Here is a 26,142-nt window from a genome sequence, read left to right as displayed (position 1 = left end):
TATAATCCGGGCCCGGCTGCGTGTGCTGCCGGGCCTGTTTGTTTCTGTTGCCGATTTTCGGTCCGACCGCGAGGCTCGGGATCTCCGGTCGCCGGGCGCGTCAGTTAGAATTTCAGCAGATCATCAGCTCGCGGTGCGATGCAGGCGCGAGCGGTCATTGCAGGCGATGCGGGTTGTTGTTCGATGTCGCGTCGCCTCACTTCGTTACGGCAGTAGCTCAGCTGGATAGAGCATCGGCCTTCTAAGCCGAGGGTGGGGGGTTCGAGTCCCTCCTGCCGTACCAAACAGCGCTCGTCGTTCAACGACTTGACCGGAACCACGTGATGCCCGCTGAGTGGAAGCGCCGTCTCCGGCTGTTTATCCAGCGCTTCTGGCAGCCGACCACGGCATGCATGACCTGCATGCCGGGAAGCTGGGCCAATATCATGAGCCTCGGGCACTGGGCGATTGCATTCCGGACGGGTCTGCTCACCGGACTTCTGGCCGTGCTTCTGACGTTCACGCCTGTCGCAAAGCTCTACGGGAATCGATACGGCAATGCGCTGATCGTCGGCTTTCTGACCTCGGTCGGTGACGCCTATTCCCACGCGAGTCGTTATCGCATTCCCTACATCGAGCACATCATGACGGGCGTGATTTCAGCCGTCCTGGCCTTAGCGGCTTCCTACATTTTCGAAGACCGTGCGCGCCGTCTGCGCACGTTATGGGCGCGGCTTTTTAATTAACCGCCTTTTTCGCCATGCGGCCCTTCCAGATCTGGACGCGGTTTTCTATTTTCAGTATTCGTCCTCTCGCAGTTATTTCGCTTTGCTGTCAATGCGGTAATATCGCGTGCATCCTATTGCACGCGGTTCGCAAAGCATATTCTGCAAGCTGCATAGACAGAAATAAAACTGTCTTCCCAAGCCGTCGCGTGCAATGCTAACGGCATAATTTCACTCCTCTTCGGCACCTCAAAGCCAAGCCCATAAAGGGCGTGGCATCCCTCGTCCGCAATCTCTCCCGACCTCGGAAAAAGATTCCTTTGTTATCGGACGAAGAGGCTTATTTTAAGCCGATTCTTCGGTGATACATTCGCTTCCACTCTGTAACCGCTCTGCCGGACATTTGAATCATGAGGCGATCGAATTAATGATCGCCGTGAGATTTATAAATGCACCAGGCGGAGTTTTATTCCCAAGCGAATCACAAGAAGAGGAGTCTGGCGTGAGATTAATACATCCCATCTTTTTTATTGCGCTAGGCCTGTTCGGCCTATGCACCATCGAATTCGGCGTGGTCGGCATCATGCCCGAAATCATCCACCGCTTTAACGTGACCGCGCCGCAGGCCGGCATGCTGACCGGCATTTTCGCGCTCGTCGTGTCGGTGTTCGGCCCGTTCCTCGTGCTGCTGCTGTCCGGCTTCAACCGCAAGACGATGCTGCTGATCGCGCTCGCCGTGTTCACGCTGAGCAGCCTCGGCTCGGCCTTCGTCACCAACTTCAACGTGCTGCTCGGCGTGCGCATGATTCCGGCGCTGTTGCATCCGGTCTATTTCTCGCTCGCGTTCGTTTCGGCGATCTCGCTGTACCGCAAGGAAGAGGCGGCCAAGGCGTCCTCGCTGGTGTTCCTCGGCACGACGATCGGCATCGTGCTCGGCGTACCCATCACGACCTACATCGCCAGCACGTTTTCGTACGAAGCCGCGTTCTACTTCACGGCCGCCGTCAACGCGCTGTCGTTCTTCGGCGTGCTGCTGCTGTTGCCGCAGATGCCAGCCAGCAACAGCGGCAGCTCGGGCCAGCAGATGAACATCCTGAAGAAGCCCACGCTCTGGCTGAACATCGCGTCCACCGGCCTGATCTTCGCCGGCATGTTCGCGGCGTACAGCTACGCGGCGGAATACCTGAAGACCGTCGGCGGCATGTCGAACAGCACGATCAGCGCGCTGCTGGTGCTGTTCGGTCTCGGCGGCGTGGCGGGCAACATGCTCGCCGGCAAATTCATCGGCCGCAACATGATCGCGACGGTGATCGTCCATCCGATCCTGATCGTCGGCGCGCTGCTGCTCGTCATGTCGTTCCAGCAACACGTCACGCCGATGGTCGTGATCATGATCTTCTGGGGCGCCGTGCACACCAGCAGCCTCGTCATCACGCAGATCTGGCTGACCTCGGAAGCGCCCGAAGCGCCCGAATTCGCGACCTCGCTGTTCGCCTCGTTCGCCAATCTCGGCATCGCGGTGGGCGCGGCGGTAGGCGGCAAGTTCATCAACCTCTACGGTCTGCCGGGCATGTTCACCGCCGCGCTGCTGTTCCTCGGCGCCGGGCTCGCGCTGATCCTGGTGCGCGTGTGGCTGCAGAAGCCGCGCGCCATCGAAGTCAACCAGGCCGCCTGATCGCACACCGGGAAGGGCCGCTGGCCCTTCCATTCACTCCGCCTAACCACGAATCCAACATGTCGAACACATCCCCATTCCATCGCAAGCCGTCCGCGCGTGTCTCCCGCGCGTTGAAGCTGGGCCGCGCGGCCGTGTTGTCGGTCGCGCTCGGTTTGCCCGTCGCGCTGGCATCGACCCATGCCGCGGCGGAACCGGTCAAGCCGGATCAGGCGGTCCGCAATGTCGTGCTGGTGCACGGCGCGTTCGTCGACGCGAGCATCTGGAACGAAGTCATCACGATCCTCGCGGCCGACGGCTACAACGTGGCCGCGGTTCAACTGCCGCTGACCTCGCTGGCCGACGATGTCCACGCCACCCGTGAAGTGCTGTCGCACATGAACGGCCCGACGCTGCTGGCCGGCTATTCCTGGGGCGGCGAACCGGTCAGCGAAGTCGGCGTCGATCCGAAGGTGCGCGGCATGGTGTATTTCGCGGCCATCACGCCCGATGTGGGCCAATCGCTGCGCGACCTGCTCAAGTCGTATCCGGCCATGCCGGGCTCTGCCGCGATCTACGACGGCGAGAACGGCATGTTGTGGATGAAGCCGGAGCTGTTCGCGTTCGCCCTGGCGCACGACTCGTCGCGAGCGCGCACCAACGTGATGTCGGTCGCGCAGAAACCCACGTCGAAACGCGTATTCGACGACGCGCCGACGCAAGCCGCGTGGAAGACCAAACCGTCGTGGTACGTGGTCGCCTCCGAAGACAAGATCATCCCGGTCGATCTGCAACGCAAGCTCGCCGCGAAAATCGGCGCGACGAAGTTCGAGCTGCCCACGGGCCACGCGATCATTCTTTCGCAACCCGAAGCATCGGCCCGCATCATCGAACAGGCGGCGCAATCGCTGTCCGCGAAGAGCAACTAGCTCGCGTTCTCCAGCCGGCGGCGCTTCCTGCTAAACCCGTACTACGACGTAGCCAGACCATGACACTACCTGCTTCTCCAGAACACTTTTCCTACACGGCGGATGGCGTCGTGTACACCGCCAGCCGTTTTCATCGGGATGCCGCGCGCGGCCGGGTCTTACTCATGCCCGACTGGGAAGGCATGAATTCCGGCTGGGCCCAGGAGATCGGGCGGCTCTACTCGCAGACGTGCGACGCCGAAGTGATCGTCACCGATCACTACGGTCAGCACCGGCCGCACCCGGGTTTCGACGAAGCCGCTTACATCAACCAGCAGCTATATCGAGACACGGAGCGCAGCCGGTCGATCTTCCGCGGCATGGTCGCCGCGCTGCAGGCGCATTGGCAGGCGAGCGGTCCGCTGGTGGTGGTGGGATTCTGTTCGGGCGGCGCGTTTTCGTTCGAAACCGGCCGCTCCGGCGCGGCGGTCGACGCGGTGTTCTGCGTGCACGGCGACCCGCGCACCATCGACCCGATCGATCAGCCCGGCGACTACCCGGTGTTTACCGTCGTGCACGGCGAGATCGATCCCTTCGTTCCGCAGTCGTCGCTCGACGCCTTCGCCGAGGAAATGCGCGCGCACCGGATCCGCTGGAACCTGCACATCATCAGCGATGCGAAACATAGCTTCACGCGCTTCGATAACCGTCGCTCGGGTTATGGCATCGCCTACTCGAAGCGCGCGGAAATCGAAACGCGGCATCTGGTGGCCGCGCAGATTCTCAGTCTGATCGAAGCGAACGCGACGCGCTAAAGCCGTGCCTTCGCATGACGGCGGCTCGCGCTGCCGTCGAAGCGAGGCGTTTTTCTATTCCAGTCAGTCCATTCACTCAATCGCACTTAACCGAAACAGGAAAAACCATGTCCAGTCGTTTTGAAAATCAGGTTGCCGTCGTCACCGGTGGTTCCACGGGTATCGGATTGGCCATCGCCAGGGCCTTGCTGGCCGAGGGCGCCAAACGCGTGTACGTGACCGGCCGCTCTGCAAGAAGTCTCGACACGGCGGTGACGTCGCTGGGCGAGCGTGCGGTCGCGGTCACGTCGGACGTCGCTCAACTGCCGGATCTGGACCGGCTCAAGGCGGCGATCGAGCGCAACGGCGACCAGATCGATGCGCTGTTCGCCAACGCCGGCATCGCCGGCAACAACGCGCTGGGCGCGACCAGCGAAGCCGACTACCTGAACATTTTCGACATCAACGTGAAGGGCGTGTTCTTCACCGTGCAGACGCTGCTGCCGCTTCTGAAGGATGGCGCGTCGGTCGTGCTGACGTCGTCGATCGTCAACAACAAGGGCATGGAAAACCTCAGCCTGTACACCGCGACGAAGGCGGCGGTGCGTTCCTTTGCACGTTCGTGGGCCAACGATCTGAAGGGCCGCCGGATTCGCGTGAACGCGTTGAGCCCCGGCTTCACGCACACGCCGATCCTCACCACCGGCCTGAAGATGGACGAGCAGCAGATCTCGCAGTTCAAGGAGTACGCGGCGGGCGTCGTGCCGGCAGGCTACGTCGCGCAGCCGGACGAGATCGCGTCGTCGGCGCTGTTCCTCGCGTCGAACGATGCCCGCTACGTCAACGGCATCGATCTGCCGGTCGACGGCGGCTACGCGCAGATCTAGTTTCGCGAGCGCATCGGGCGCGCGCAGGCGGGCCCGATGCGACGGCATCGAAATATCGGACCGCTGCCCGTGCAATCGGGCAAGGGGAGTCATGTTGAAACAAGTTGATGTGTCTACGAATGTGACCGACGGTCCATCCGCGATGGCCGCCGGCGACGGCGCGCCGTCGTGTCCGGTTTCCTTTCCGCGTCGCGAAGTCGCGCGGCGCAATCATCTGCATTGGGACTGGGATGCCTATCGCTATTTCGTCGTGCTGGCCCGCTGCGGCGTGATGCGGCGCGCGGCGGACGAACTGGGCGTCAGCGTGGCGACGCTCAGCCGCCGCATCGAGCAGCTCGAGGGCGAGCTGGGTCTGTGTCTGTTCCAGCGCAAGCCGCACGGTCTGACGCTGACGGAAGCGGGCCGCCAGGTGCTCGAAAACTGCGAACACATCAGCGATGCGTTCGGCGTGCTGGAAAAGCGCGTCACGGGCGGCGACGCCGCGGTGATGGATCACGTGAACCTCGCGGTGGATTCGATGCTGTGCCGGCTGCTGCTGCATGCATTGCCGCCGTTTCTCGCGGACAACGCGGGCATCACGGTGAACCTGCGCAGCTTCTGCACGCATCGCCAGGAAGAGGACGACGCCGATCTGACCTTCGGCTTCGAGCGGCCCGAACGCGGGCGTCGCAAGATTCGCCGTCTCGCCGACCTGACGATGTCGATGGCGATGTCGAACGCGTGCCGCGACGACGCGCGCGCGAGCCTGCCGGTCTGGGTCTTCGAGGCGGGCGTGTGGCAGGGCCGCCAGGACAGCGGCACCGGTTCGGCGGAACTGACCATCTCCCATCTGGAGGACGTCACGCACCTGGTGCGCAACGGCTTCGGCGCGGCCATGCTGCCGGACTACATGATCGACCAGCAGTCGAGTCTGGTGCGGTTCGAGCCGCCGGGCGCCGCCGCGGGTGCGTTGACGCTGCCGGTGTGGATGTCGATCCCCGAATCCGCGAGCCGGTCGAATGCGGTGCGCTCGGTCGCGTCGATCTGCATCGAGGCGATCCAGGCGCGCCTGCCGCTGCTGTCCCATCAGCCTTTCTCGCTGTCGCCGCCGCTGCATGCCGGCGCGCGGCATGGCGCAACGAATCGGGAGCATCACCATGATTGACCGGGTCACGTTTGAACAGGGCACGCTCGACCTCGCCGCGCGCGCGGCGTCGCCGGGTGCCGCCGGTGACCTGTGGCTGCGCGCGTGCGCGGCCTACACGCCGCCGACGCTGACCACCGTCGGCGAGGCGATCCAGCAGGGCTGGTACGGCGAGGAGGAGCATGCCAAGGATAACTATCTGTCCGTCGCGGTGGAGCAGCAGTGGTGGCCCGCCGACATGGCGCTGGCGACCGCGCGCACCGCGCTCGGGACGCTGGGCGCCGACGCGGCCCAGCTCGGGCTGCTGACCTACACGTCGATTCATCGTCACGGCCATGCCCGCCTGTGGCAGCCGGCCGCCGCGTTGCAGCACGCGCTGGGTGCGTCGCAGGCGCTGGCTTTTTCGCTCGCGCACGGTTGCAACGGCATGTTCGTCGCGTCGCGCGTCGCACTGGATACGCTGGCCGGCGCAAGCGGCGGCAAGGACGCGCTGGTGATCGGCTCGGACCGTTTCGGTACGTCCTCGTTCGACCGCTGGCGCGGCGATTACGGCGTGGTGTACGGCGATGCCGCCGCCGCCGCCTTGTTCGGCCACGCGCCCGGCTTCGCGAAAGTGCAATTGCTGTCGATCGCCGGCGTCCCCGAACTCGAAGGCATGCACCGTCACGTGGACGAGCACGCTGAGCACGCCGGGCATCGCGACGCCGCGCGCCACGAATTCGGCGTGCGCGAAAGCAAGAAGGGCTTCATGGAGCGGTTCGGCCGCGAACGCTTTTTCGAAGCGATCGGCCATGCGCTGACGAGCTTGCGCGACAGCGCGCTGAAGCGCTTCGATCTGCACGCGAATCCGGCCGACTGGCTCCTGACGCCGCACGTCGGCCAGGCGATCTCGGCGCCGCTGTACGAAGGCATGTTCCGCGATCTCGCGCGCCGTCATTTCGGTGCGTGGGGACGGCAGGTCGGGCACACCGGCACGGCCGACCAGTTCCTCTCGCTGGTGGCGCTGGCGCGCAGCGGCCAGCTCGAAAACGGTCAGCGCGTGCTGCTGATCGGTTCGGGCGCGGGGTTCAGCTGCGCGCTGATGCTGCTGGAAGTGCACGACGTGTCGCTCGCCGCGAAATGCGAGGCGATCGATGCCACGACGGCCGCCTTCGCGTGAACCGATAGCGATACCGATACCGATCCCGATACCGAGCGGCGACTGGCGACCGCCCGCGTTTTCCACGACTTCATTCACCTCACTGAAAGAACCGATCCGATGAAACCACTCACCCCATCAGCTCGCGGTCCGCGCAGGACGACCGTGGCCATCACCGTCGCCGCGGCGGCCGTGGCGCTCGGCGCCGCGGTGTTCGTCGTCGATCGCCATGGCGCGGTCAAGGCGCAGGAGCCCGCCGCGCTCACCGAGGTCGACGCGGCACCCGTGCTGGCACAGAAACTCAGCGAATGGCAGAGCTATTCCGGGCGGCTCGAAGCCGTCGGCAACGTCGAGATCCGGCCGCTCGTGTCGGGCACGATCGTCGCCGTCGATTTCAGGGATGGCGCGCTCGTCAGGAAAGGCGATCTGCTGTTCACGATCGATCCACACCCGTACGTGGCCGAGGTGGACCGCGCCGCCGGTCAGCTCGCCGCGGCGCGCGCGCGCAGCGACAACGCGGCATCGGAAGCCGCACGCGCGCAGCGTCTGATCGAGGACAACGCAATCGCCCGGCGCGACTTCGACGAGAAGCAGAACGCGGCGCGCGAGGCGTCCGCGGGTCTGAAGGCGGCCGCCGCGGCGCTCGAACTCGCGCAGGTCAATCTGTCGTACACGCGCATCGTCGCGCCGATCGCGGGCCGCGTGTCGCGTGCGGAACTGACGGTGGGCAACGTGGTGTCGGCGGGGGCGAACGCGCCGCTCCTGACCACCGTGGTGTCGATCTCGCCGATGTACGCGTCCTTCGACGTCGACGAGAAAACCTATCTGCGCTATCTCGGCCGCGGCGATCGCGCCGAGGTGCCGGCGCGGCTCGGTCTCGCGAACCAGCAGGACTATTCGTATTCGGGCAGCGTCGCCTCGGTCGACAACCGCTTCGATACGCGCTCCGGCACCATCCGCGTGCGCGCGCGCTTCGACAACGAGAACGGCACGCTGCTGCCGGGGCTGTTCGCGCGCGTGAAGATCGGCGGCAACGCGCCGCACGACGCGATCCTGATTCCCGACGCGGCGATCGGAACCGACCAGGACAAGAAGTTCGTGCTGGTCGTGAATGCGCGCAATCACGTCGAGTACCGCGAGATCGTGCCTGGCGAGCTGGCCGACAACGGGCTGCGCATCGTGTCGAGCGGGCTCGCGAAAAGCGAGCGCATCGTCGTGAACGGCGTGCAGCGGGTCCAGCCGGGCGACGACGTCCGGGTCCACCTCGTTTCTATCGGTAGCTAGCACGGCCATGAACATTTCCCGATTCTTCATCGACCGGCCGATCCTGGCGGGCGTTCTGTCGGTCATGGTGCTGCTGGCCGGACTGATCTCGCTGTTCAGGTTGCCGGTGTCGGAATACCCCGAAGTGGTGCCGACTTCGATCGTCGTGCACGCGCAGTATCCGGGCGCGAATCCCAAGGTGATCGCCGAATCCGTCGCGTCGCCGCTGGAGGAGCAGATCAACGGCGTCGAGGACATGCTGTACATGCAGTCGCAGGCGAACGGCGACGGCAACCTGACCTTGACCGTCACCTTCCAGGTCGGCACCGACCCGGACAAGGCGCAGCAGCTCGTGCAGAACCGCGTATCGCAGGCGTTGCCGCGTCTGCCCGACGACGTGCAGCGGCTCGGCGTCACGACCGCGAAGTCGTCGCCGACGCAGACGCTCGTCGTGCACCTGGTGTCGCCCGACAATCACTACGACATGACGTACCTGCGCAATTACGGGATCCTGAATCTCAAGGACCGGCTCGCGCGCGTGCCGGGCGTGGGCGAGGTCAAGGTATGGGGCAGCGGCGACTACGCGATGCGGGTCTGGCTCGACCCCGCCAGGGTGGCGGCGCGCGGGCTGACCGCGAACGACGTGGTGGCGGCGATCCGCGAGCAGAACGTGCAGGTGGCGGCCGGTGTGATCGGCGGCTCGCCGATGACCGTCGACGTGCCGATGCAACTGTCGGTCAATGCGCGCGGCCGGCTGTCGTCCGAGAAAGAGTTCGGCGACATCGTGCTGAAGGTCGCGCCGGACGGCGGCGTCACCTATCTGCGCGATGTCGCGCGGGTCGAACTGGCGGCCTCGGAGTACGGGCTGCGTTCGTTGCTCGACGGCAAGCCGGCGATCGCGTTCGCGATCCTGCAAGCGCCTGATGGCAATTCGCTCGAGATTTCCCGCAAGGTGCGCGAGATCATGGTCGAGGCCAAACGCGACATGCCGAAGGGCGTCGATTACCGGATCGTGTTCGATCCGACCGAGTTCGTGCGCTCCAGTATCGATTCGGTGATCCGCACGCTGTCCGAGGCGATCGTGCTGGTGGTGCTGGTGGTGATCCTGTTCCTGCAGACGTGGCGCGCGTCGATCATTCCGCTGCTGGCGGTGCCGATCTCGATCGTCGGGACGTTCTCGCTGCTGCTCGCGTTCGGCTTCTCGATCAACGCGCTGTCGCTGTTCGGCATGGTGCTCGCGATCGGGATCGTGGTCGACGACGCGATCGTGGTGGTGGAGAACGTCGAGCGCAACATCGCCGCCGGTCTGTCGCCGCGCGAAGCGACCTATCAGGCCATGCGCGAGGTGAGCGGGCCGATTCTCGCGATCGCGCTGACGCTGGTCGCGGTGTTCGTGCCGCTCGCTTTCATGTCGGGCCTGACCGGGCAGTTCTACAAGCAGTTCGCGATGACCATCGCGATCTCGACGGTGATCTCCGCATTCAATTCGTTGACGCTGTCGCCCGCCTTGTCGGCGCTGCTGCTCAGGCCGCACGACGCGCCGAAGGACTGGCTCACGCGCGCGATGGAGCGCGTGCTGGGCGGGTTCTTCGCGCGCTTCAACCGCTTCTTTCACGGCGTCTCGGGCGTGTATGGCGTGGGCGTGACGCGGATCGTCGGGCGCAAGACGGCGATGCTGGCGCTCTATGGCGTGCTGCTCGCGCTGACGCTGTTCATGAGCCGGACCGTGCCCGTCGGCTTCGTGCCCGCGCAGGACAAGGAGTATCTGATCGCGTTCGCGCAACTGCCGAACGGTGCATCGCTCGACCGCACCGAGAAGGTCATTCACGACATGACGAAGATCGCACTCGCCCAGCCGGGCGTGGCCAGCGCGCTCGAATTTCCGGGGCTGTCGGTGAACGGCTTCACGAATTCGTCGAGCGGCGGGATCGTCTTCATCACGCTGAAGCCGCTCGCGCAGCGCGGCAGCGGCAATCTGTCGGCGAACGAAATCTCGAACAGTCTGAACGGCGAGTACGCGAAGATCAAAAGCTCGTTCATCGCGGTCTTTCCGCCGCCGCCGGTGCTCGGACTCGGCACGCTCGGCGGCTTCAAGATGCAGATCGAGGATCGCGGCGCGCTGGGCTACGAACGGCTGAACGAAGTGACGCAGGCATTCATCAAGCGCGCGGCTTCCGCGCCGGAGCTGGGACCGCTGTTCTCCAGCTACCAGATCAACGTGCCGCAGCTGAACGTGGACATCGACCGGGTTCGCGCCAAGCAGCTCGGCGTGCCGGTGACGAGCATCTTCGACACCATGCAGATCTACCTGGGCTCGCTCTATGTGAACGACTTCAACCGTTTCGGACGCGTCTATCAGGTGCGCGTGCAGGCCGACTCGCCATTCCGCGCGACGGCCGCCGACATCGGTTTGCTGAAGACGCGCAACGCGAACGGCGAGATGGTGCCGCTCGCCACGCTCGTCAACGTGAACCCGACCTACGGCCCGGAGATGGTGGTGCGCTACAACGGCTTTCCGTCCGCCGACATCAACGGCGGCCCGGCGCCGGGGTATTCGTCGGGGCAGGCGCTCGCCGCGATCGACCGGATCGCCGCGGAGACTTTCCCGCCGGGCATCAAGTACGAGTGGACCGAGATGACGTATCAGCAGGTGCTGGCCGGCAATGCCGCGCTGTGGGTGTTCCCGATCAGCGTGCTGCTCGTGTTCCTCGTGCTGGCCGCGTTCTACGAGAGCCTGACCTTGCCGCTCGCGATCATCCTGGTGGTGCCGATGGGGCTGCTCTCCGCGCTGGCCGGCGTGTGGCTGACGCGCGGCGACAACAACATCTTCACGCAGATCGGGCTGATGGTGCTGGTCGGACTGTCCGCCAAGAACGCGATCCTGATCGTGGAGTTTGCCCGCGAACTGGAGATGCGCGGCCGCACCATCGTGGCGGCCGCGATCGAGGCGAGCCGGCTGCGCCTGCGGCCGATCCTGATGACGTCCGTCGCCTTCCTGATGGGCTCGGTGCCGCTGGTGCTGTCGTCGGGCGCGGGCTCGGAGATGCGTCACGCGATGGGGATCGCGGTGTTCTTCGGGATGCTGGGCGTGACCCTGTTCGGCTTGCTGCTCACGCCGGTGTTCTACGTCGTGCTGCGTAAGCTCGCGGGCGGCGAACGGCTGGCCGATCGGCACGCGGCCCGGCCGCGCATGCACGACGTGGCCGCACCGGTCGAAATTTAAGGAGGCATGACGTGACGACATGGCGTAGTTTGACTTTGCCGGGCCTGTTTGCCTTGCTGGCCGCGAGCGGCTGCTCGCTCGCACCGACTTACGAGAAGCCGGCGGTCGCGCTGCCGGCGGCGTTCAAGGAAGGAGCGGGGGGGCCGGGGGCGGCGGGCGCAGCTAATGCGGCCAGCGCGACCAACGCGACCAGCGCGACCAGCGCGACCAATGCGGCTGATGCGGCTGATGCGGCTGATGCGGCTGATGCGGCTGATGCGGCCAGCGGCGTGGCGGCGCGGAACGGTCAGTGGAAGGTCGCCGAGCCGGCGGAGGCGCAAGCGCGCGGCGCATGGTGGCGCGTGTTCGGCGATCCGGTCCTGAACGCGTTCGAAGACGACGCGGTAGCGGCGAATCCCGGCCTGCAGGTTGCCGCGGCGCGCGTGAAGGAATCGCGCGCGATCCAGCAGGCGTCCCGCGCGGGTCTGTTTCCGACGCTCGATGCCGGCTTCGGGCCGAGCCGGCAGAAGTTCTCGCCCGCCTCGCAGTTCCTGCCGGACAACGCGAACGGGCCGCTGCAAACGTTCTGGCGCGCGCAGGCCGGCGTGTCCTACGAAGCGGATCTGTTCGGCCGGGTCTCCGATGAAGTGAAGGCGTCCACCGCCGACGCGGAACAAAGCGAAGCCACCTTCCGCTCGGTGATGCTGGCGCTGCAATCGGACGTCGCGCGCAGCTATTTCACCGTGCGCGAACTCGATGCGGAACTGGCGGTGCTGTCACGCTCCGTGGCACTGCGCGACGATGCGCTGCGTCTCGTGCAGCACCGTTTCGAGCTGGGCGAAGTCAGCGAACTGGACCTCGCGCAGTCGCGCGCCGAACTGGCGTCGGCCCGCTCCGATCTGTTGACGCTCACGCGCCTGCGCGCGGCGGCGGAGCACAGCCTCGCCGTGCTGCTCGGCAAGACGCCGGCGGAGTTCTCGTTCGCGGCCAGTCCGCTCGAGCCGGTGAGCGTGGAGATTCCGGCCGGCTTGCCGTCCGCGTTGCTGGAGCGCCGCCCCGACATCGCCGCGGCCGAACGGACCGTTGCCGCGGCCAACGCGCGGATCGGCGTCGCGAAAGCGGCGTTCTTTCCGTCGCTGTCGCTGACCGGCGTCGGCGGTTTCGAGTCCGCGTCGCTGGGCGATCTGATGAAGTGGAGCAGCCGCGCGTTTCTGCTGGGACCGCTCGCGGGCACGGCGCTGACCTTGCCCCTGTTCGACGGCGGACGGCGCTCCGGCAATCTCGCGAATGCGCGCGCGGTGCACGAGGAAAGCGTCGCGAACTATCGTCAGCAGGTGCTGACGGCGTTTCGCGAAGTGGAGGACAACCTCGCGGCGCTGCGCATTCTCAAAGACCAGCGCGTGACGCAATGGATCGCCGTCAGCGCGTCGAACCGCGCGTCGCAGTTATCGGTCAAGCAGTATCGGGAGGGCGCGGTCAGCTATCTCGAGGTGATCGACGCCGAGCGCAGCGCGTTGCAGGCGCGCCGCGCCGACGCGCAACTCGCGGGTGTGCAGGCGCTCTCGACGGTGAACCTGATTCAGGCGCTGGGCGGTGGATGGGAGGAGACGATCGCGGCCCGGTGATTCGAGCCGCGATGAAACGGGCGTAAGCAGAGTGTGGCGGATGACCCTTATTCGACTTATAAGAAAATCAATATAAATAACGGTCATCCGGTTTTCTGGAATATCGCTATTCGAGCCGGCTGATAAGCAAATACCGTTTCGGTCATATAAATCTTGAGGTAATGTGTCGTCGTGTAAATAACAACGCCGGTCTGTATTTTTTGCCACTTCGATTTGAAAAATCGGTAGGATCGCTCCGAAGCAAAAACGCAATTTTCAATGCATTTCGCATGCCGCGTATTCGGGGATGACTCATGCAACATTTCAATGGCATCGTGACCTTCGTCAAAGTCTGCGAGGCCACGAATTTCACGGAGGCGGGCAAACGGCTCGGGCTTTCCGCGTCGGCGGTGGGGAAATCGATCACCAAGCTGGAAGAGCGGCTTGGCGTTCGCCTGTTCCACCGTAATACGCGCGCCATTCATCTGACCGACGAAGGGCTGCAATATCTGGAGCATTGCCAGCGCGCGATCCTGGAAATGGAGGAAGGCGCGCGCCGGCTGCTGGAGAAAAAGCAGAGTCCGCACGGCCGGCTCAAGGTGAGCCTGCCGCTGGTGTGCCGGCCTTTCCAGTCCACCCTGATGCGTTTCATCAAGGATTATCCGGAACTGGAAGTCGAACTGGATTTCAGCGACCGTCTCGTCGACATCATCGAGGAAGGATTCGACGTGGTGGTGCGCACGGGCGCGCTGACCGACTCGCGGCTGGTGTCGCGCCATCTCGGCACCTGTCAGATGTGGCTGGTCGGCACGCCTGGCTATTTCGCGCAGCACGGCGTGCCGGCCACCGTCGGGGAACTGCAGCAGCACGATTGCCTGCGTTTTCGGGCCACCACGACCGGCAAGCTGTCGCCATGGCCGTTGCCGGACGCGGCGCGCGTCGAGTTGCGCACCCGGCTGATCTGCTCGCATGTGGAAATGCTGCACCACGCGGCGGTCGACGGGCTGGGCATTGCCTGCCTGCCCGATTTCCTCGTGCGCGAATGCCTGCGGCGCGGCGAACTCAAGGCCGTGCTCGAGGAGGAAACGAAAAACTCCATCGACTTTCATCTGGTCTGGCCGGCCAGCCAGTGGCGCTCGGTCAAGCTGCGGGCGTTCATCGAATTCGCGGCCAGCAATCTGCTCGGCGAGCATGGGCTGACCACGTCCTGACGCGATTGCGGATTCGTTAAATCACGAAATAATCCGCTATAACGCTGGCGCATTTATTTTTTAAATCACCTTGAAAGCATTCCCGTCTGGGCGTGCTTTCGGTGTTGCCGTTTACCGGAAGATTAATTAAAGAAAAGAATTCCGTTCTATTCGGAGAGGCAGCCGGATTGCCAGGTGTGGAATGCGTCGCGCAATATATCTGCGAAAGACGGCTATTGGCATCGTCTTTGGCGTTTACGTTTTTTCGTAGACCGGAAATCAGGATGCTTCTAATTCTTTAATCACGTTGCTTGGCGGAACATCAAAAGTGTGACAGGTGAACGATAAAATGAAAACGACTCCACTGCTTGCGGAAAACCAGCATGCCCGCGAGGACACGCCCAAACGCGTGTTGATCGTCGGCGCCGGTCCGACCGGCCTCACGGCGGCGGCTTTTCTCGCGAAGCAAAATATCGAATTCGATCTGATCGATGCCCGCGCGGGTCCGGTCGACGAGTCGCGCGCGCTCGGCGTGCATGCCCGCACGCTCGAATTCATGTCGATGCTCGGTCTGGACGGCGAGTTCATCGCCGCCGGTCATCCCACGCGATACATGACCTTCCATCGCGGCGCGCGCAAGCTGTTCAAGCTCGACTTCAATTCGATCGCCGGGCAGACGGACTATCCGTACATGCTGGTGTTGCCGCAGTCGAAATCGGAACGCATTCTCGCCGGTCATCTGACGCGCGTCGGCGCGGCACCGCGCTGGCAGTCGGTGCTGAAGAACTTCTCGCAAGATGAGACGGGCGTGACGGCCGACATCGCCCAGGCGGACGGTCAGCTCGTCACACGGCGCTACAGCTATCTGATCGGTTGCGACGGCGCCGGCAGCATGGTGCGCACCCGTCTGGGCATCGATTTCGAGGGCGAGACTTATCCGCTGCGCTTCCTGCTGAGCGAGGTGAAGGTCGGCGAGGACGCGATCGATCGCAGTTCCAGTCACGTCTTCATGGGCAGCAAGACCACTGTCGCGGTGATTCCGCAGCCCGAGGGCGTTTACCGCGTCGTGGGCCCGGACTTTTCGGCGGGTATGGATTCGACCGATGCATCGGGCGCCACGAACGTCGAATTCTCCGACTTCGAAAAATTCCTCAAGGACAACGACCTGCTCCAGCATGTTTCGCTCGATCAACCCAGCCGGCTCGTCTCGTATCGCATTCACAAACGCGTGGCCGCGCAGTTCGGCAAGGGCCGCGTGTTCATCGCCGGCGACGCCGCGCATATCCACTCGCCCGCGGGCGGGCAGGGGATGAACACCGGTCTGAACGACGTCGCGAACCTCACGTGGAAGATCGCGGCGGTGCTCGACGGATCGGCGGATGCGTCCTTGCTGGAGAGCTACGAGGCGGAGCGTCGTCCGGCTGCGTTGAGCATCGTCACGAATGCCGATGCGGCGATGATGAAAGTGGTCTCGCGCAAGCTGGGACCGCGGTTTTTCTTCGACTACATCGCGCCGCTGATGACGCGCTTCTATCAGCCGTCGCCGTTGCTGGCGGCGATGGCGCAGATTTCGTGGAGCTATCGCCCGCACGGGGCAGCGTCCGCGGCGGGGCCCAAAGAAGGGCCGGCGCCCGGCAGCCGGCTCGCCAATCACGCGCTGCGAGGCGGCGGCTATTCCAATCATCGGCTGGGCGGAAAGCGGCACGTCGCGTTCATCTCCGGCGAGGGCGCCGGCGCGGAAGCGTACCGGCGGTTGTTCTCGTCGTGGCGCAGCGAACAGCAGCCCGAGCTTTTCTCGTTCGAACGGCCGCTGCAGCACAACGGCGGCAAAAGCAGATTCGAGGGCATCGTGCTCAGCCGGCCGGACGGCTATATCGCCGCGACCTATCCGGCGGACGCTTTGCGCGCCACCGAGCCGCTTCATGCGCCTTATCCGCACGTCGCGCGAATCTAGCGTCGTGCGCGCGCAATCCGAACCTTGAAGACAGGATGAATTCGTGAAATCACTACACGGTAGAACGGCGCTTGAAGTGCTTGATGCGCTTGATGCGCATGCACGGCCGCGCGTCACGGGGAGCGCGGCATGAGGCTCGCTTTTTTCGACGTCGACGAAACGCTGATCGATTGCAAAAGCATGTTCGTATTCGCGAAGTTCTATTTCGACGAATACCTGCCGCCCGGCCGCGCGCCGACCTACGACGAGCTGATGGGCCAGATCCAGCAGCAGGTGCGCGACGGCGCGCCGCGCGAAACGATCAACGCGTTTTACTACAGTCGCTTCGCGGGCCGTGCGCGGACCGAGGTGCGCCATGCCGCGCGCGCGCTGTTCGATGCCCGGCCGTATCCGCAGCGGCAGGCCAGCGTCGCCCGCCTGCGCGCGCATCAGCAGGCCGGCGACGAGGTGGTGTTCGTGTCCGGCGCGATGGTCGACATCCTCCATCCGTTGATGACCTTGCTGGACGTGCGCTCGGCGTATTGCTCGGCACCCGCGGTGCGGGACGGCATCTATACCGGCGCGCTGACCCAGCAGGCGATCGGCGCCGGCAAGGCTCAGGCCGTCGCCCATTTCTGCGCGCAGCGCGATGTGCCGCCCGAGCGCTGTTTCGCGTACGGCGATCACGTCACCGACGTGCCGTTGCTGTCGGCCGTGGGTCACGCGGTGGCGGTGAACCCCGATGCGCCGATGGCGGCCCTCGCGCGCGACAAGGGCTGGGAAATCATTGCCTGACACCGCAGCGCTAACTTCTTTCTAAAAAGGTGGGATCGAATGTCTGTCAGAAAGCTTGGCCCGTTCGACGTCAATCCGGTCGGACTGGGCTGCATGGGAATGTCCGAGTTCTACGGGCCGACGGATGAGCAGCAATCGGAGCGCGTGCTGCATCGCGCGCTCGAACTCGGCGTCGATCATTTCGACACCGCGGACGTGTATGGCTACGGTCATAACGAGGAACTGGTCGGCCGCGTGCTGAACGGCAGCGGCGCGCGCGAGCGCGTCGTGCTCGCGACCAAGTGCGGGATCGTTCGCGACAAGGACGATCCGGCCAAACGCGGCATCGACAATTCGCCCGCGTACATTCTCGAAGCGTTTTCGAAGAGCGCCGAGCGCCTGAAAACCCACATCGATGTGTTCTATCTGCACCGTATCAGCCACTACGGCGAACAGATCGAGGCGAGCATGTCCGCGATGGCGACGCTGTTGAAGCAGGGCGCGATTCGCGCGGTGGGCTTGTCGGAGGCGAGTGCGCGGACCATCGAGCGCGCGCACGCCGAATTGCTGCGTCTCACCGACGGCGAGCATGGCCTCGCCGCCGTGCAGACCGAATATTCGCTGATGTCGCGCGACGTCGAGGACAACGGCATTTTCGCGGCATGCCGCGATCTAGGCGTGACGCTCGTCGCCTATAGTCCGATCGGGCGAGGCTTGCTGACCGATTCGCTGAACACGCTGGACGCGCTCGACCAGAGCGACTATCGCCGCACGCTGCCGCGTTTTTCGAAAGACGCGCTTGCATCGAACGGCGATCTTGCCGCGGCGATCGGCGCGGTGGCGAAAAAGATCGGCGCGTCGACCAGCCAGATCGCGATTGCGTGGGTGCTGAGCCGCGCCGGGAACCTGCTGGCGATTCCCGGCACGAAGCGGCTCGACTATCTGGCGAGCAATGTCGGGGCGAGCGCATTGACGTTACCGGCGCAGACCTTGCGGGAACTGGAACAGGCGCTGAACGACAGGCCGGTGAGCGGGCGCCGTTACGCGCCGGAAATTCTGGCGACGTACGGGCTGGATCGCTGACGTCGCGCCTGGTGTCGGGTCTGGTGTCCGGCGCGATGTTTTTTGCGCCGCTACTGGGCAACCACTGCACGCCGCGGTGACGCTGTCTTTCGACAGACGCCACCGCGGCGTTTTTCATCGATGCGGTGGTTGGGCGACTCAACCTCAGGCGGCCAGCAAGGTCCGGGTCAACTGCTCGGTACGCGCGCTCAGCACGTTCTGCGCGGCGGCGTGCTCGCGATTGTTGATCCACGACACCTCGAACGCCGTGAACGACACCTGGCACACCGCGCACAACACCTCCGCCTGCCAGATTTCGATGCGGGCCTCGATCGACACGTTGCCCTTGCTGCCGCGATTTTCCGACACGATGAAGTAGCGCGCGTAGGCGTCGATCGGGAAGACGAACGCCTTGAATTCGGTCTCCATGCGGTGAATGACGAAGTAGTGGCGCTTGCCGGCGGGCAGGCAGTATTGCTCGGTCACCGCGAGAAACGCCTGGCGGCCGGCCTCGGTGATTCCCATGCCCTGGATGTGCTGACCCGACATGTGATCGTCGAAGAACTCGTTGTCGCCGTCGAAATACAGGTCCATCAGGAATTCCTGATCGCTGACGCGTTCGGCCAGACTGACCACGATGTTGCGCGACTTGTGCTTGTGCGCGTCGAAATAGGTCGCTTTCGGACGCTTCGCGCCAAATACGATTTCAATCATTTTAGGCGTCGCCGCATAGCGGTCGATTAAGGTCTGCAGCCCGGCCTGATCCACGCCCTGGCCGAGAATGACGTTCAGACGCTCTCCATTCGGCTCTTTTGAAACCAGGTCGATGAACGACGACACCGTAAACACGGTTTCATGTTTTTCTGCAAACTGGGAGAAGCGGTTGTCCACGACATATACAACTTGCATAGAATCCTCTGCCTGGTTAAGTGTTAAATAAAGGGTAATTCGACGGCTAACTGTCTCGAAGATAAAACCATTTCCGCACGGCATGCCCGGACCGCCATAGCCGGCAGCCCAGTCGAGCGGCGATTCGAGTTCCGGTCATTCAGTCAGAGCGCCTTGGTGCAAGGCGTGTCCGTGCTCCGTTATCGCGAGATATTCCGTGGCGTCATTTGATTGGCGGAATTTCTTTTAAGCGATTCCGGTTTGGGTGTTATGGCGTCCTTTTGATATGCTTTTCGCATTGATCGCGACCGTTTCTTGATTTCGGTGCGATTAATGGACTGGCCATAAACTGACTTCCGTGAAACCTACTTTATCAAACTGGTTGATTTTTTTTAAACACAAATTATTGCAACGGCCGTTCGGTTTTTGCGGAATTAATATGTTCATGACGGTGTCTTTTTTATATGAGCAGGCGTTCGATCGGATTCGCATGAGGTGATGCGACGCCGTGCGCGTGCGGGGCGGAAACCATGGCCGGCGATGCACCGGCACGGCGGCCGACGCGGGTCAACGGAAGGAGGGGAGGCCGCCGTTCTGTTTTTCTTCCACGGCGGCCGGAGACGTGACGGTGCGTTTGAAACGGCTGGGTTCGAATCCGCTGATCTTGGCGCTGAAGTATCCGCTTCAGCCGCGTTTGCGTTCATGTGTCCGGCCGCGCAACCGGACGCCGGCGCTGAGCGTCGTTCACCCCTTCGGCTGAACCTCGATCGAATCGACGCGGTTCGGATAGAACGCGAGATGCTGCGCGATTTCCTTGACGGCCGTGTACGGCGTCTCGTATGTCCACACCGCGTTCACCCCCGGCTCGCCGGCTGCGGTGATGCTGTAGTACGCGCATTCCCCCTTGTACGGGCAATAAGTCGTGTGCTCCGTGCGCGCCAGCAGGTTCATGTCGACGTCGGTACGCGGAATGTAATAGGCGGGCGCGTACGCGGCTTCGCGCAGCACCAGCGCGTCCTTCGTGTCGGCGATCACGCGGCCGGCCGCGGTGACGACGACGCGTGCATTGGCGGGTTCGATCGTGATCGGATGATCGGGGCCGGGGACTTTGACGGTTCTTTCGGTCATGCTGTCGGACTCCTTGTGGAAGGGACGCGCGTGCGGGCTTGCGTTCGAAGCATACGCTGCTCGCGGAGAACGCGTCTTGCGTGAGCTTGCCTGCCGCGCAAAAAAAATGGGCAGCCGAAGCTGCCCGCAAAACTGCCCACCGGATGGCCGCGCCGTCGCCGGCGGCGGCCCGTTGCTTACCGCACCCCTTACTGCTTGATGTTCAACGCCGCGGTCAGGTCGCCCATCGGCTTGCTGCCGTTGCTGACCAGCGCCGCGTCGCGTGCCGAGATACCCGGCAGCTTGGGCAGCGAGAAGCGGCGCGTGACGAAGCGCAGGATCGAGGTGGTGTCGTACTGCGTGTGATCGACATAACCCTTCTTCGCGAACGGCGAGATGATCAGCGCCGGAATCCGCGTGCCCGGACCCCAACGGTCGGCCTTCGGCGGCGCGACGTGATCCCAGAAGCCGCCGTTCTCGTCGTACGTCACGACGACCAGCATGTTGTTCCACTGCGGGCTCTTCTGCAGATGCGAGATCACATCGGCGATGTGCTGATCGCCCGACGCGACGTCGGTGTAGCCCGCGTGCTCGTTCAGGTTGCCCTGCGGCTTGTAGAACGACACCTGCGGCAGCGTGCCCGCATCGATCGCCTTGATGAACTCGGAACCGGCGAGGCCGCCGTCCAGCAGATGCTGCGCGCGATTCGAGGTGCCCGGCGCCAGATCGGCGAAGTAGTTGAACGGCTGGTGATGCGGCTGGAAGTTCGGCGCCGTCAGATTCGCACCGTAGATCACGTTGGCCGTGCCGGTTTGCGCCGCCGACACCGCCGCGCCCCACGCGCCGCCGTACCACGCCCACGACACCTTCGCGTCGCTCAGCAGATCGCCGATGTGCTTTTGTGTCTGTGCCGGCAGCGTGGTCGCCTGCGTCGGATCGGCGAGGCTCGCGTCGCCGCCGGTCGCCGCCTTGTTGCCGCTCGGCTGATACGGCGGCTGCATGGTGTTGATCGCGTAGAAGTCAGGCGTCAGGTTGCCGGACAGCACGTACTTCGGCGCGCCGGTCAGTGCCGAGGCCGGCGAGTTCGTCGCCAGTTTCAGCGTCACGCCGTCGTTTTCCACCGCCGAGATCGAGCCGGCCGCCGGGCTCTTGTCCGCGTTCGGATAGGTCGGCGTGCACGAGCAGATCAGCCACTGGTGATTCAGGAACGAGCCGCCGAACGCGCCCATGAAGAAGTTGTCGGCCAGCGTGTACTGCTGCGCGATCTTCCACAGCGGCAGCTTGTCGGCGTTGAGCGTGTAGTGGCCCATCACGAGGCCGCCCGAATCCGCCCATGCGGCGAACTTGTCGTTTTTGCCGCCGTTGATCTGCATCTGGTTCTCGTAGAAGCGGTGATACAGATCGCGCGTGGTGGCCGTGATCGGCGTGTTGAAGCCCTTCGGATCGTCGATCGCGAACGGCGTGTTCGGCAGATTCGCGGTCATCGCCTGGGTGATCACCGGCGTCACGCCGGTTTGCGTCAGACCGTTCCATACCGGCGGCAGCGTCGCCAGTGTCGAGCCGTCGCGGTCGAGCTGGGTCGAGTTCGCGGCCGTCACGTTCTGCAGACCGTTGGCGCCGGGGAAGTTGCCGTACAGGTTGTCGAAGCTGCGATTCTCCGCGTAGATCACGACGACCGTCTTGATCGACGAGATGTCCGCTTGCGCGTTGGCCTGCGCCGCGGTGTCCGGTTGCGGCGTGACGTCGCTGCCGCCGCACGCGTACAGGGTCAACGCCGCTGCGATCGCGATAGGCGTCGCGCAGATCAGTTTTTTGTTCATTGGATGTGGATTCTCTCTCTCGCGTTGGGGACGGGCCGTCGTGCGATTACTTACAGCGACGACCGCGGGCGAAAGTTTGGCGACAGAATTTGACAGAAAGATGTAATTAATTACGAATTGCTTTGAGTTCTAAAATTGCGTCGGCGTTATGTCATTTAAAAGACATTCAATTGAAATACGCTCGCGGACTTTACTATCGGCAACTCACTTCACTCATATGCGGCCTGGTCTTGCGGGGATACGGAAAACGGCGGTTCGGCTGATGGCGCGGCGGCGCGCTGGGGCAACCGCCATGGCTCGAACATTGACGACGATGCTCGCGCTCGCGGGCCTCACGCTGGGGCTGGCGGCGTGCGATTCGAGGACGTCCGCGGCGGGCGGCGGAGCGCCGGCGAGCGCGGCGGCTTCGGTGGGCGCCGCGAGCGCGGCGGTTTCCGCTTCCGCTTCGGCTTCCGCTTCAGCCGCCCTTGCCGCCAGCGCGCAGTCCGGTGCGCAGCCCGCTGTGCACGACGCCGGCCAGACCCGGGCCGAGGTGTTCAAATCCGTCCAGCAGATGAGCGCGCTCGGCAAGCAACTGTTCTTCGATGCGTCGCTGTCCGGCTCGGGCCGGCTCGCGTGCGCGTCGTGCCATAGCCCCGGCCACGGTTTCTCGCCGCCGAATGCGCTGTCGGTGCAACTGGGCGGCAACGACATGCATCGCACCGGCATGCGCGCCGCGCCCACGCTGAAGTATCTGCAATCGGTACCGGCCTTCGCCGAGCACTATCACGAGTCCGACGACGAAGGCGACGAAAGCGTCGACGCGGGTCCGACCGGCGGGTTGACGTGGGATGGCCGCGTCGACCGTGGCCGCGACCAGGCGCGCATTCCGCTGTTGTCGTCGTTCGAAATGGGTAGCACGCCGGCCAAGGTCACAGCCGCGGTGAAAGCGTCGCCGTACGCGGATGCATTCCGCGAGGCATTCGGCGCGCGCATCTTCGACAACGACGACGCCACCTTCAACGCGGTGCTGCAAGCGCTCGAAACCTTCGAGCAGACGCCCGAACTGTTCTATCCGTACACCAGCAAGTACGACGCGTTTCTGGCCGGCAACGCGCAACTGACGAAAGCCGAACTGCACGGCCTGCAACTCTTCAACGACGAACAGAAGGGCAATTGCGCGAGCTGCCATATCAGCCAGCGCACGAAGGACGGCGCGCCGCCGCAGTTCAGCGATTTCGGTTTGATCGCGATCGGCGTGCCGCGCAACCGCGCGCTGGCGGTAAATCGCGACCCGCAATTCCACGACCTCGGCGCGTGCGGTCCGGAGCGCACCGACCTCGGCGGGCGCGCGGAGTTTTGCGGGCTTTTCCGCACGCCGACGCTGCGCAACGTCGCGTTGAAGAAGAGCTTCTTCCACAACGGCATCTATCATTCGCTGGAGCAGGTGCTGCGTTTCTACGCGCAGCGCGATACGAATCCGGAGAAGTTCTATCCGGTATCGAACGGCAAGGTGCGGAAGTTCGACGACCTGCCGCAGCGCTATTGGGTCAATCTGAATACCGATCCGCCGTTCGATCGCAAGCCGGGCGACAAACCTTCATTGGACGAGGCGGAAATCAGGGATGTGGTCGCGTTTCTGAAGACGCTGACCGATGGGTACGACGCTCAGAAACCCGCGCCTTCGAGGATGTAGTAGCAGCCGATCAGCAGCAGCGCGAACGACGTCAGCAGACAGGCCAGCCCGAAACGCGTGAGGAGATTCGGCCAGCGCGCTTTCGGCACGGCTTCCATGCGCACGATGCGGCGCGCGAGGCCGGGATCGCGGCGAATCGCGATCGGTACGAGTGCGACGCACAACAGCGCCAGTGCGACGGCGAAGGTTTCGAGGGAGTGGGCGGTGTTCATGGAGACGGTTTATTTTTGACGCGTATTTGACGTCGGATTCGACGTCGGATTGGCGCTGCGGCGCAACAGAGCAATCTTAGAAATACCGTCATCGAACGGGTATGAGACGCGTCTTAAAATTAACGAAAGGCTCCATGCTATGCTTTTGGGGTCCAGATCACGTGCGCAAATGCCTGCGCGCGTCGGCCGTCTGCAACACTTTCGAGGAGAACCCTTCATGTCGATGCGAACCCGTGCCCTGTTTCATCTGACCGTCGGCGGTTTGCTGCTTGGCGGCGCGCTCGGCGCGCAGGCGGCGAACCTCGGCTTTCTGAACGACACGCCGATCAGCTACATGAAGCCGCGCGACGTCGACTCGATCAAGAGGGCCGTGTTCGACGCGCTGAACGACAAGCAGGACGGCGAAGCCGCGAACTGGGTCAACGAAGGCACCGGCAATAGCGTGAAGATCGACGCGACGATCACCGTCGCGGGTACGGCCAAGGATGGCGAGCGCACCTGCCGCGACGTCGGTGTCGTGCTGAATGCGAAAGGGCAGTCCATGAACCTGCGTCCGCAATTCTGCAAGCAGGGCAGCAGCGGCAAGTGGCAATTGCAGAAGAAGCACTGAGCATGCTGGGCGTCGTGACGCTGCGTGCCGCTTCGACGCCGGCGCGCTCCGGTGCCATGGCTTGGCGCAACGCGGGACGGCCGTGAGCGCGCGGGTCGTCTCGTGCGGGATCGTGCTGCTCGATCCCGGCGGCCGTGTCTTGCTCGCGCATGCCACCGAAACCTCGCACTGGGACATTCCGAAAGGACACGGCGAGGAGGGCGAGGCGCCGCACGTCACCGCGCTGCGCGAAATGGTCGAGGAAACCGGCATCGAGATCGATGCGGCCCGGCTGAAAGATCTGGGATTGTTCGTCTACCGGCGCGATAAGGATCTGCATCTGTTTGCCGCGCGGGCCGTCGCGTCCGAACTCGATCTGAGCGCATGCATCTGCACGTCACTGTTTCCGCGCCGCTCCGACGGCACGATGATTCCCGAGATGGATGCGTATCGCTGGGCCGCGCCGCACGAGGTCGATCGTTACGCGAGCCGGAGCCTGTCGCGGCTTTTTCAGACGACCTTATCGCTGACGGAACTGCATCGGTCGCTGGCGGCGTAGCGGGTTCGGGTTCGGCCGCGGCTAGTCCAGCGCGCGATCGTTCGGATGCGCAAACAGCGCGCGATTCTGTTCCGACAACGGAAAATTCAGATTGATGCCGCGCGGCGGAATGGGCTGCGTGAACCATTGCCGATACAGGCGTTCCGCGTCGCCCGAGGTCTGGCTGCGCGCGATCACGCCGTTCACGAGATTGCGGAACGGCTCGTCACCCTTGCGGAACATGCACGCATACACCTCGTAGCCGAGCGGCGTGCCGGTCACGACGAAGTCGTCCGGACGCGGATCGGTCGCCTTGAAGCCGTACACGATCGGCTCGTCCATCACGAAGGCGACCGCGCGGTCTTCCTTGAGCGCGGCGAACGCGTCCGCATGATCGCGCGCGCTGGTGATGCGCATCTTCAGATGTCCTTCGGTGTTCAGACGACGCAACAGCCGCTCGTCGGACGTGCCCGCGGTCGTCACGACCGCCTTGCCCGCGAGGTCCGGGAAGTCCGTGATCCCGCTGCTTTTGCGCGCGATCATCCGCACCGCATACTGGAAAAAACTGTTCGAGAAAGCGGCGACGTTCTCGCGTTCCGCCGTATGCGTGGTCGACCCGCACTCCAGATCGATCTGGTTGTTCAGCAGCATCGAGGTGCGGTTCGACGAGGTGACGGTGATCTCGTGCACCTTGAGTTGCGGCATGCCGAGCGTCTTCCTGATTTCGTCGACGATCTGCAGCGCGATGTCTTGCGAATAACCGGCGGTGCCCTTGCCGTCGAAGTACGAGAAAGGAATCGACGCTTCGCGCACGCCGAGCACGACCACGCCGTCGTCGTGGATTTTTTTCAGCGTGCCGGTGAGTTCGTCCGCGTGCGCGGCGCAGGCAAGGCACGTGGCACCGAGCGCGAACAGCGTGAGCAGGGCGGCTCGCGCCCCGCGGCGGGCGGTAACTTTCATCGGACCGGACCTCCGGGACTGACGCAGCCGGGCGGGCGCGCCGTCACTGTCGATGGAACATGATGCAACGAAACGGCGTGCACCCCGCGATCGGGATGCACGCCGTCTTTTACGTCA

The 26,142-nt window shown here is 64.0% G+C and carries 22 protein-coding genes and 1 tRNA gene; 18 read left to right on the top strand and 5 right to left on the bottom strand.

From position 1 onward, the window contains the following. Positions 1-206 precede the first annotated feature (206 nt). The 15 genes from LFL96_RS13810 to LFL96_RS13740 all read left to right on the top strand — a co-directional run bounded on the left by LFL96_RS13810 (position 207) and on the right by LFL96_RS13740 (position 18,257). Positions 207-283: transfer RNA gene (locus LFL96_RS13810), tRNA-Arg, on the top strand. 40 nt (positions 284-323) lie between these two features. After that, positions 324-725: a hypothetical protein gene (locus LFL96_RS13805; protein WP_280995788.1), complete on the top strand. Its 402-nt coding sequence runs from the start codon at positions 324-326 to the stop codon at positions 723-725. A gap of 481 nt (positions 726-1,206) precedes the next feature. Continuing rightward, entirely contained in the window at positions 1,207-2,379 is a 1,173-nt protein-coding gene (locus LFL96_RS13800; protein WP_280995787.1) for an MFS transporter, read from the top strand. A 59-nt stretch (positions 2,380-2,438) separates the two neighbouring features. After that, positions 2,439-3,287 carry an alpha/beta hydrolase gene (locus LFL96_RS13795; protein ID WP_280995786.1) on the top strand — a complete coding sequence of 283 codons (849 nt, stop codon included), beginning with the start codon at positions 2,439-2,441 and terminating at the stop codon, positions 3,285-3,287. A 59-nt stretch (positions 3,288-3,346) separates the two neighbouring features. After that, a complete protein-coding gene (locus tag LFL96_RS13790) occupies positions 3,347-4,081 on the top strand; it encodes a dienelactone hydrolase family protein (RefSeq protein ID WP_280995785.1) in 735 nt (244 codons plus the stop codon). 107 nt (positions 4,082-4,188) lie between these two features. After that, positions 4,189-4,947 carry an SDR family oxidoreductase gene (locus LFL96_RS13785; protein WP_280995784.1) on the top strand — a complete coding sequence of 253 codons (759 nt, stop codon included), beginning with the start codon at positions 4,189-4,191 and terminating at the stop codon, positions 4,945-4,947. A gap of 91 nt (positions 4,948-5,038) precedes the next feature. Next, complete coding sequence (locus LFL96_RS13780; protein ID WP_280995783.1) at positions 5,039-6,091, top strand: LysR family transcriptional regulator; 1,053 nt, start codon at positions 5,039-5,041, stop codon at positions 6,089-6,091. After that, the gene (locus tag LFL96_RS13775) at positions 6,084-7,229 is read left to right on the top strand and encodes a ketoacyl-ACP synthase III family protein (protein ID WP_280995782.1); all 1,146 of its coding nucleotides are present in this window, start codon (positions 6,084-6,086) and stop codon (positions 7,227-7,229) included. Before LFL96_RS13780 ends, LFL96_RS13775 begins: the two co-directional genes overlap by 8 nt. Before the next feature lie 99 nt (positions 7,230-7,328). Next, complete coding sequence (locus LFL96_RS13770; protein WP_280995781.1) at positions 7,329-8,492, top strand: efflux RND transporter periplasmic adaptor subunit; 1,164 nt, start codon at positions 7,329-7,331, stop codon at positions 8,490-8,492. Between the two features lie 7 nt (positions 8,493-8,499). Next, a complete protein-coding gene (locus tag LFL96_RS13765) occupies positions 8,500-11,694 on the top strand; it encodes a multidrug efflux RND transporter permease subunit (protein WP_280995780.1) in 3,195 nt (1,064 codons plus the stop codon). 11 nt (positions 11,695-11,705) lie between these two features. Beyond that, positions 11,706-13,298 carry an efflux transporter outer membrane subunit gene (locus LFL96_RS13760; protein WP_280995779.1) on the top strand — a complete coding sequence of 531 codons (1,593 nt, stop codon included), beginning with the start codon at positions 11,706-11,708 and terminating at the stop codon, positions 13,296-13,298. A gap of 293 nt (positions 13,299-13,591) precedes the next feature. Then, on the top strand, positions 13,592-14,488 hold the full coding sequence (locus LFL96_RS13755; RefSeq protein ID WP_280995778.1) for a LysR family transcriptional regulator: 897 nt from the start codon (positions 13,592-13,594) through the stop codon (positions 14,486-14,488). A gap of 328 nt (positions 14,489-14,816) precedes the next feature. Further along, positions 14,817-16,421: an FAD-dependent monooxygenase gene (locus LFL96_RS13750; protein WP_280995777.1), complete on the top strand. Its 1,605-nt coding sequence runs from the start codon at positions 14,817-14,819 to the stop codon at positions 16,419-16,421. Between the two features lie 129 nt (positions 16,422-16,550). Next, entirely contained in the window at positions 16,551-17,195 is a 645-nt protein-coding gene (locus tag LFL96_RS13745; protein WP_280995776.1) for an HAD-IB family hydrolase, read from the top strand. Between the two features lie 39 nt (positions 17,196-17,234). Then, positions 17,235-18,257, top strand: a complete 1,023-nt coding sequence (locus LFL96_RS13740; RefSeq protein ID WP_280995775.1) for an aldo/keto reductase — start codon at positions 17,235-17,237, stop codon at positions 18,255-18,257. Between the two features lie 144 nt (positions 18,258-18,401). Here LFL96_RS13740 and LFL96_RS13735 read toward each other — a convergent pair whose 3' ends face one another. The 3 genes from LFL96_RS13735 to LFL96_RS13725 all read right to left on the bottom strand — a co-directional run bounded on the left by LFL96_RS13735 (position 18,402) and on the right by LFL96_RS13725 (position 22,051). Continuing rightward, on the bottom strand, positions 18,402-19,145 hold the full coding sequence (locus LFL96_RS13735; RefSeq protein WP_280995774.1) for an AfsA-related hotdog domain-containing protein: 744 nt from the start codon (positions 19,143-19,145) through the stop codon (positions 18,402-18,404). Between the two features lie 723 nt (positions 19,146-19,868). Continuing rightward, entirely contained in the window at positions 19,869-20,252 is a 384-nt protein-coding gene (locus LFL96_RS13730) for a DUF427 domain-containing protein (RefSeq protein WP_280995773.1), read from the bottom strand. A 188-nt stretch (positions 20,253-20,440) separates the two neighbouring features. After that, positions 20,441-22,051 (bottom strand): acid phosphatase, encoded by a 1,611-nt coding sequence (locus LFL96_RS13725; protein WP_280995772.1) that lies wholly within the window; start codon positions 22,049-22,051, stop codon positions 20,441-20,443. A gap of 262 nt (positions 22,052-22,313) precedes the next feature. Here LFL96_RS13725 and LFL96_RS13720 point away from each other — a divergent pair, with 262 nt between their 5' ends. Further along, positions 22,314-23,726, top strand: a complete 1,413-nt coding sequence (locus tag LFL96_RS13720; RefSeq protein ID WP_280995771.1) for a cytochrome c peroxidase — start codon at positions 22,314-22,316, stop codon at positions 23,724-23,726. On the opposite strand, the gene LFL96_RS13715 is transcribed toward LFL96_RS13720, so the two are convergent. Beyond that, positions 23,699-23,938 (bottom strand): hypothetical protein, encoded by a 240-nt coding sequence (locus LFL96_RS13715; RefSeq protein ID WP_280995770.1) that lies wholly within the window; start codon positions 23,936-23,938, stop codon positions 23,699-23,701. The genes LFL96_RS13720 and LFL96_RS13715 overlap by 28 nt on opposite strands. Positions 23,939-24,155: 217 nt before the next feature. On the opposite strand from LFL96_RS13715, the gene LFL96_RS13710 reads away from it, so the two are divergent. Both LFL96_RS13710 and LFL96_RS13705 read left to right on the top strand, forming a co-directional pair. Beyond that, positions 24,156-24,548 carry a hypothetical protein gene (locus tag LFL96_RS13710; RefSeq protein WP_280995769.1) on the top strand — a complete coding sequence of 131 codons (393 nt, stop codon included), beginning with the start codon at positions 24,156-24,158 and terminating at the stop codon, positions 24,546-24,548. Between the two features lie 82 nt (positions 24,549-24,630). Further along, complete coding sequence (locus tag LFL96_RS13705; protein ID WP_280995768.1) at positions 24,631-25,086, top strand: NUDIX domain-containing protein; 456 nt, start codon at positions 24,631-24,633, stop codon at positions 25,084-25,086. A 21-nt stretch (positions 25,087-25,107) separates the two neighbouring features. Here LFL96_RS13705 and LFL96_RS13700 read toward each other — a convergent pair whose 3' ends face one another. Beyond that, entirely contained in the window at positions 25,108-26,025 is a 918-nt protein-coding gene (locus LFL96_RS13700) for a transporter substrate-binding domain-containing protein (RefSeq protein WP_280995767.1), read from the bottom strand. Positions 26,026-26,142: the final 117 nt, after the last annotated feature.

Origin of the sequence: Paraburkholderia sp. D15 (assembly GCF_029910215.1) — a bacterium.
GTDB lineage: Bacteria > Pseudomonadota > Gammaproteobacteria > Burkholderiales > Burkholderiaceae > Paraburkholderia.
The sequence above is the reverse complement of the archived record's forward strand: the minus strand, read 5'-3'. Positions and strand labels throughout refer to the sequence as shown.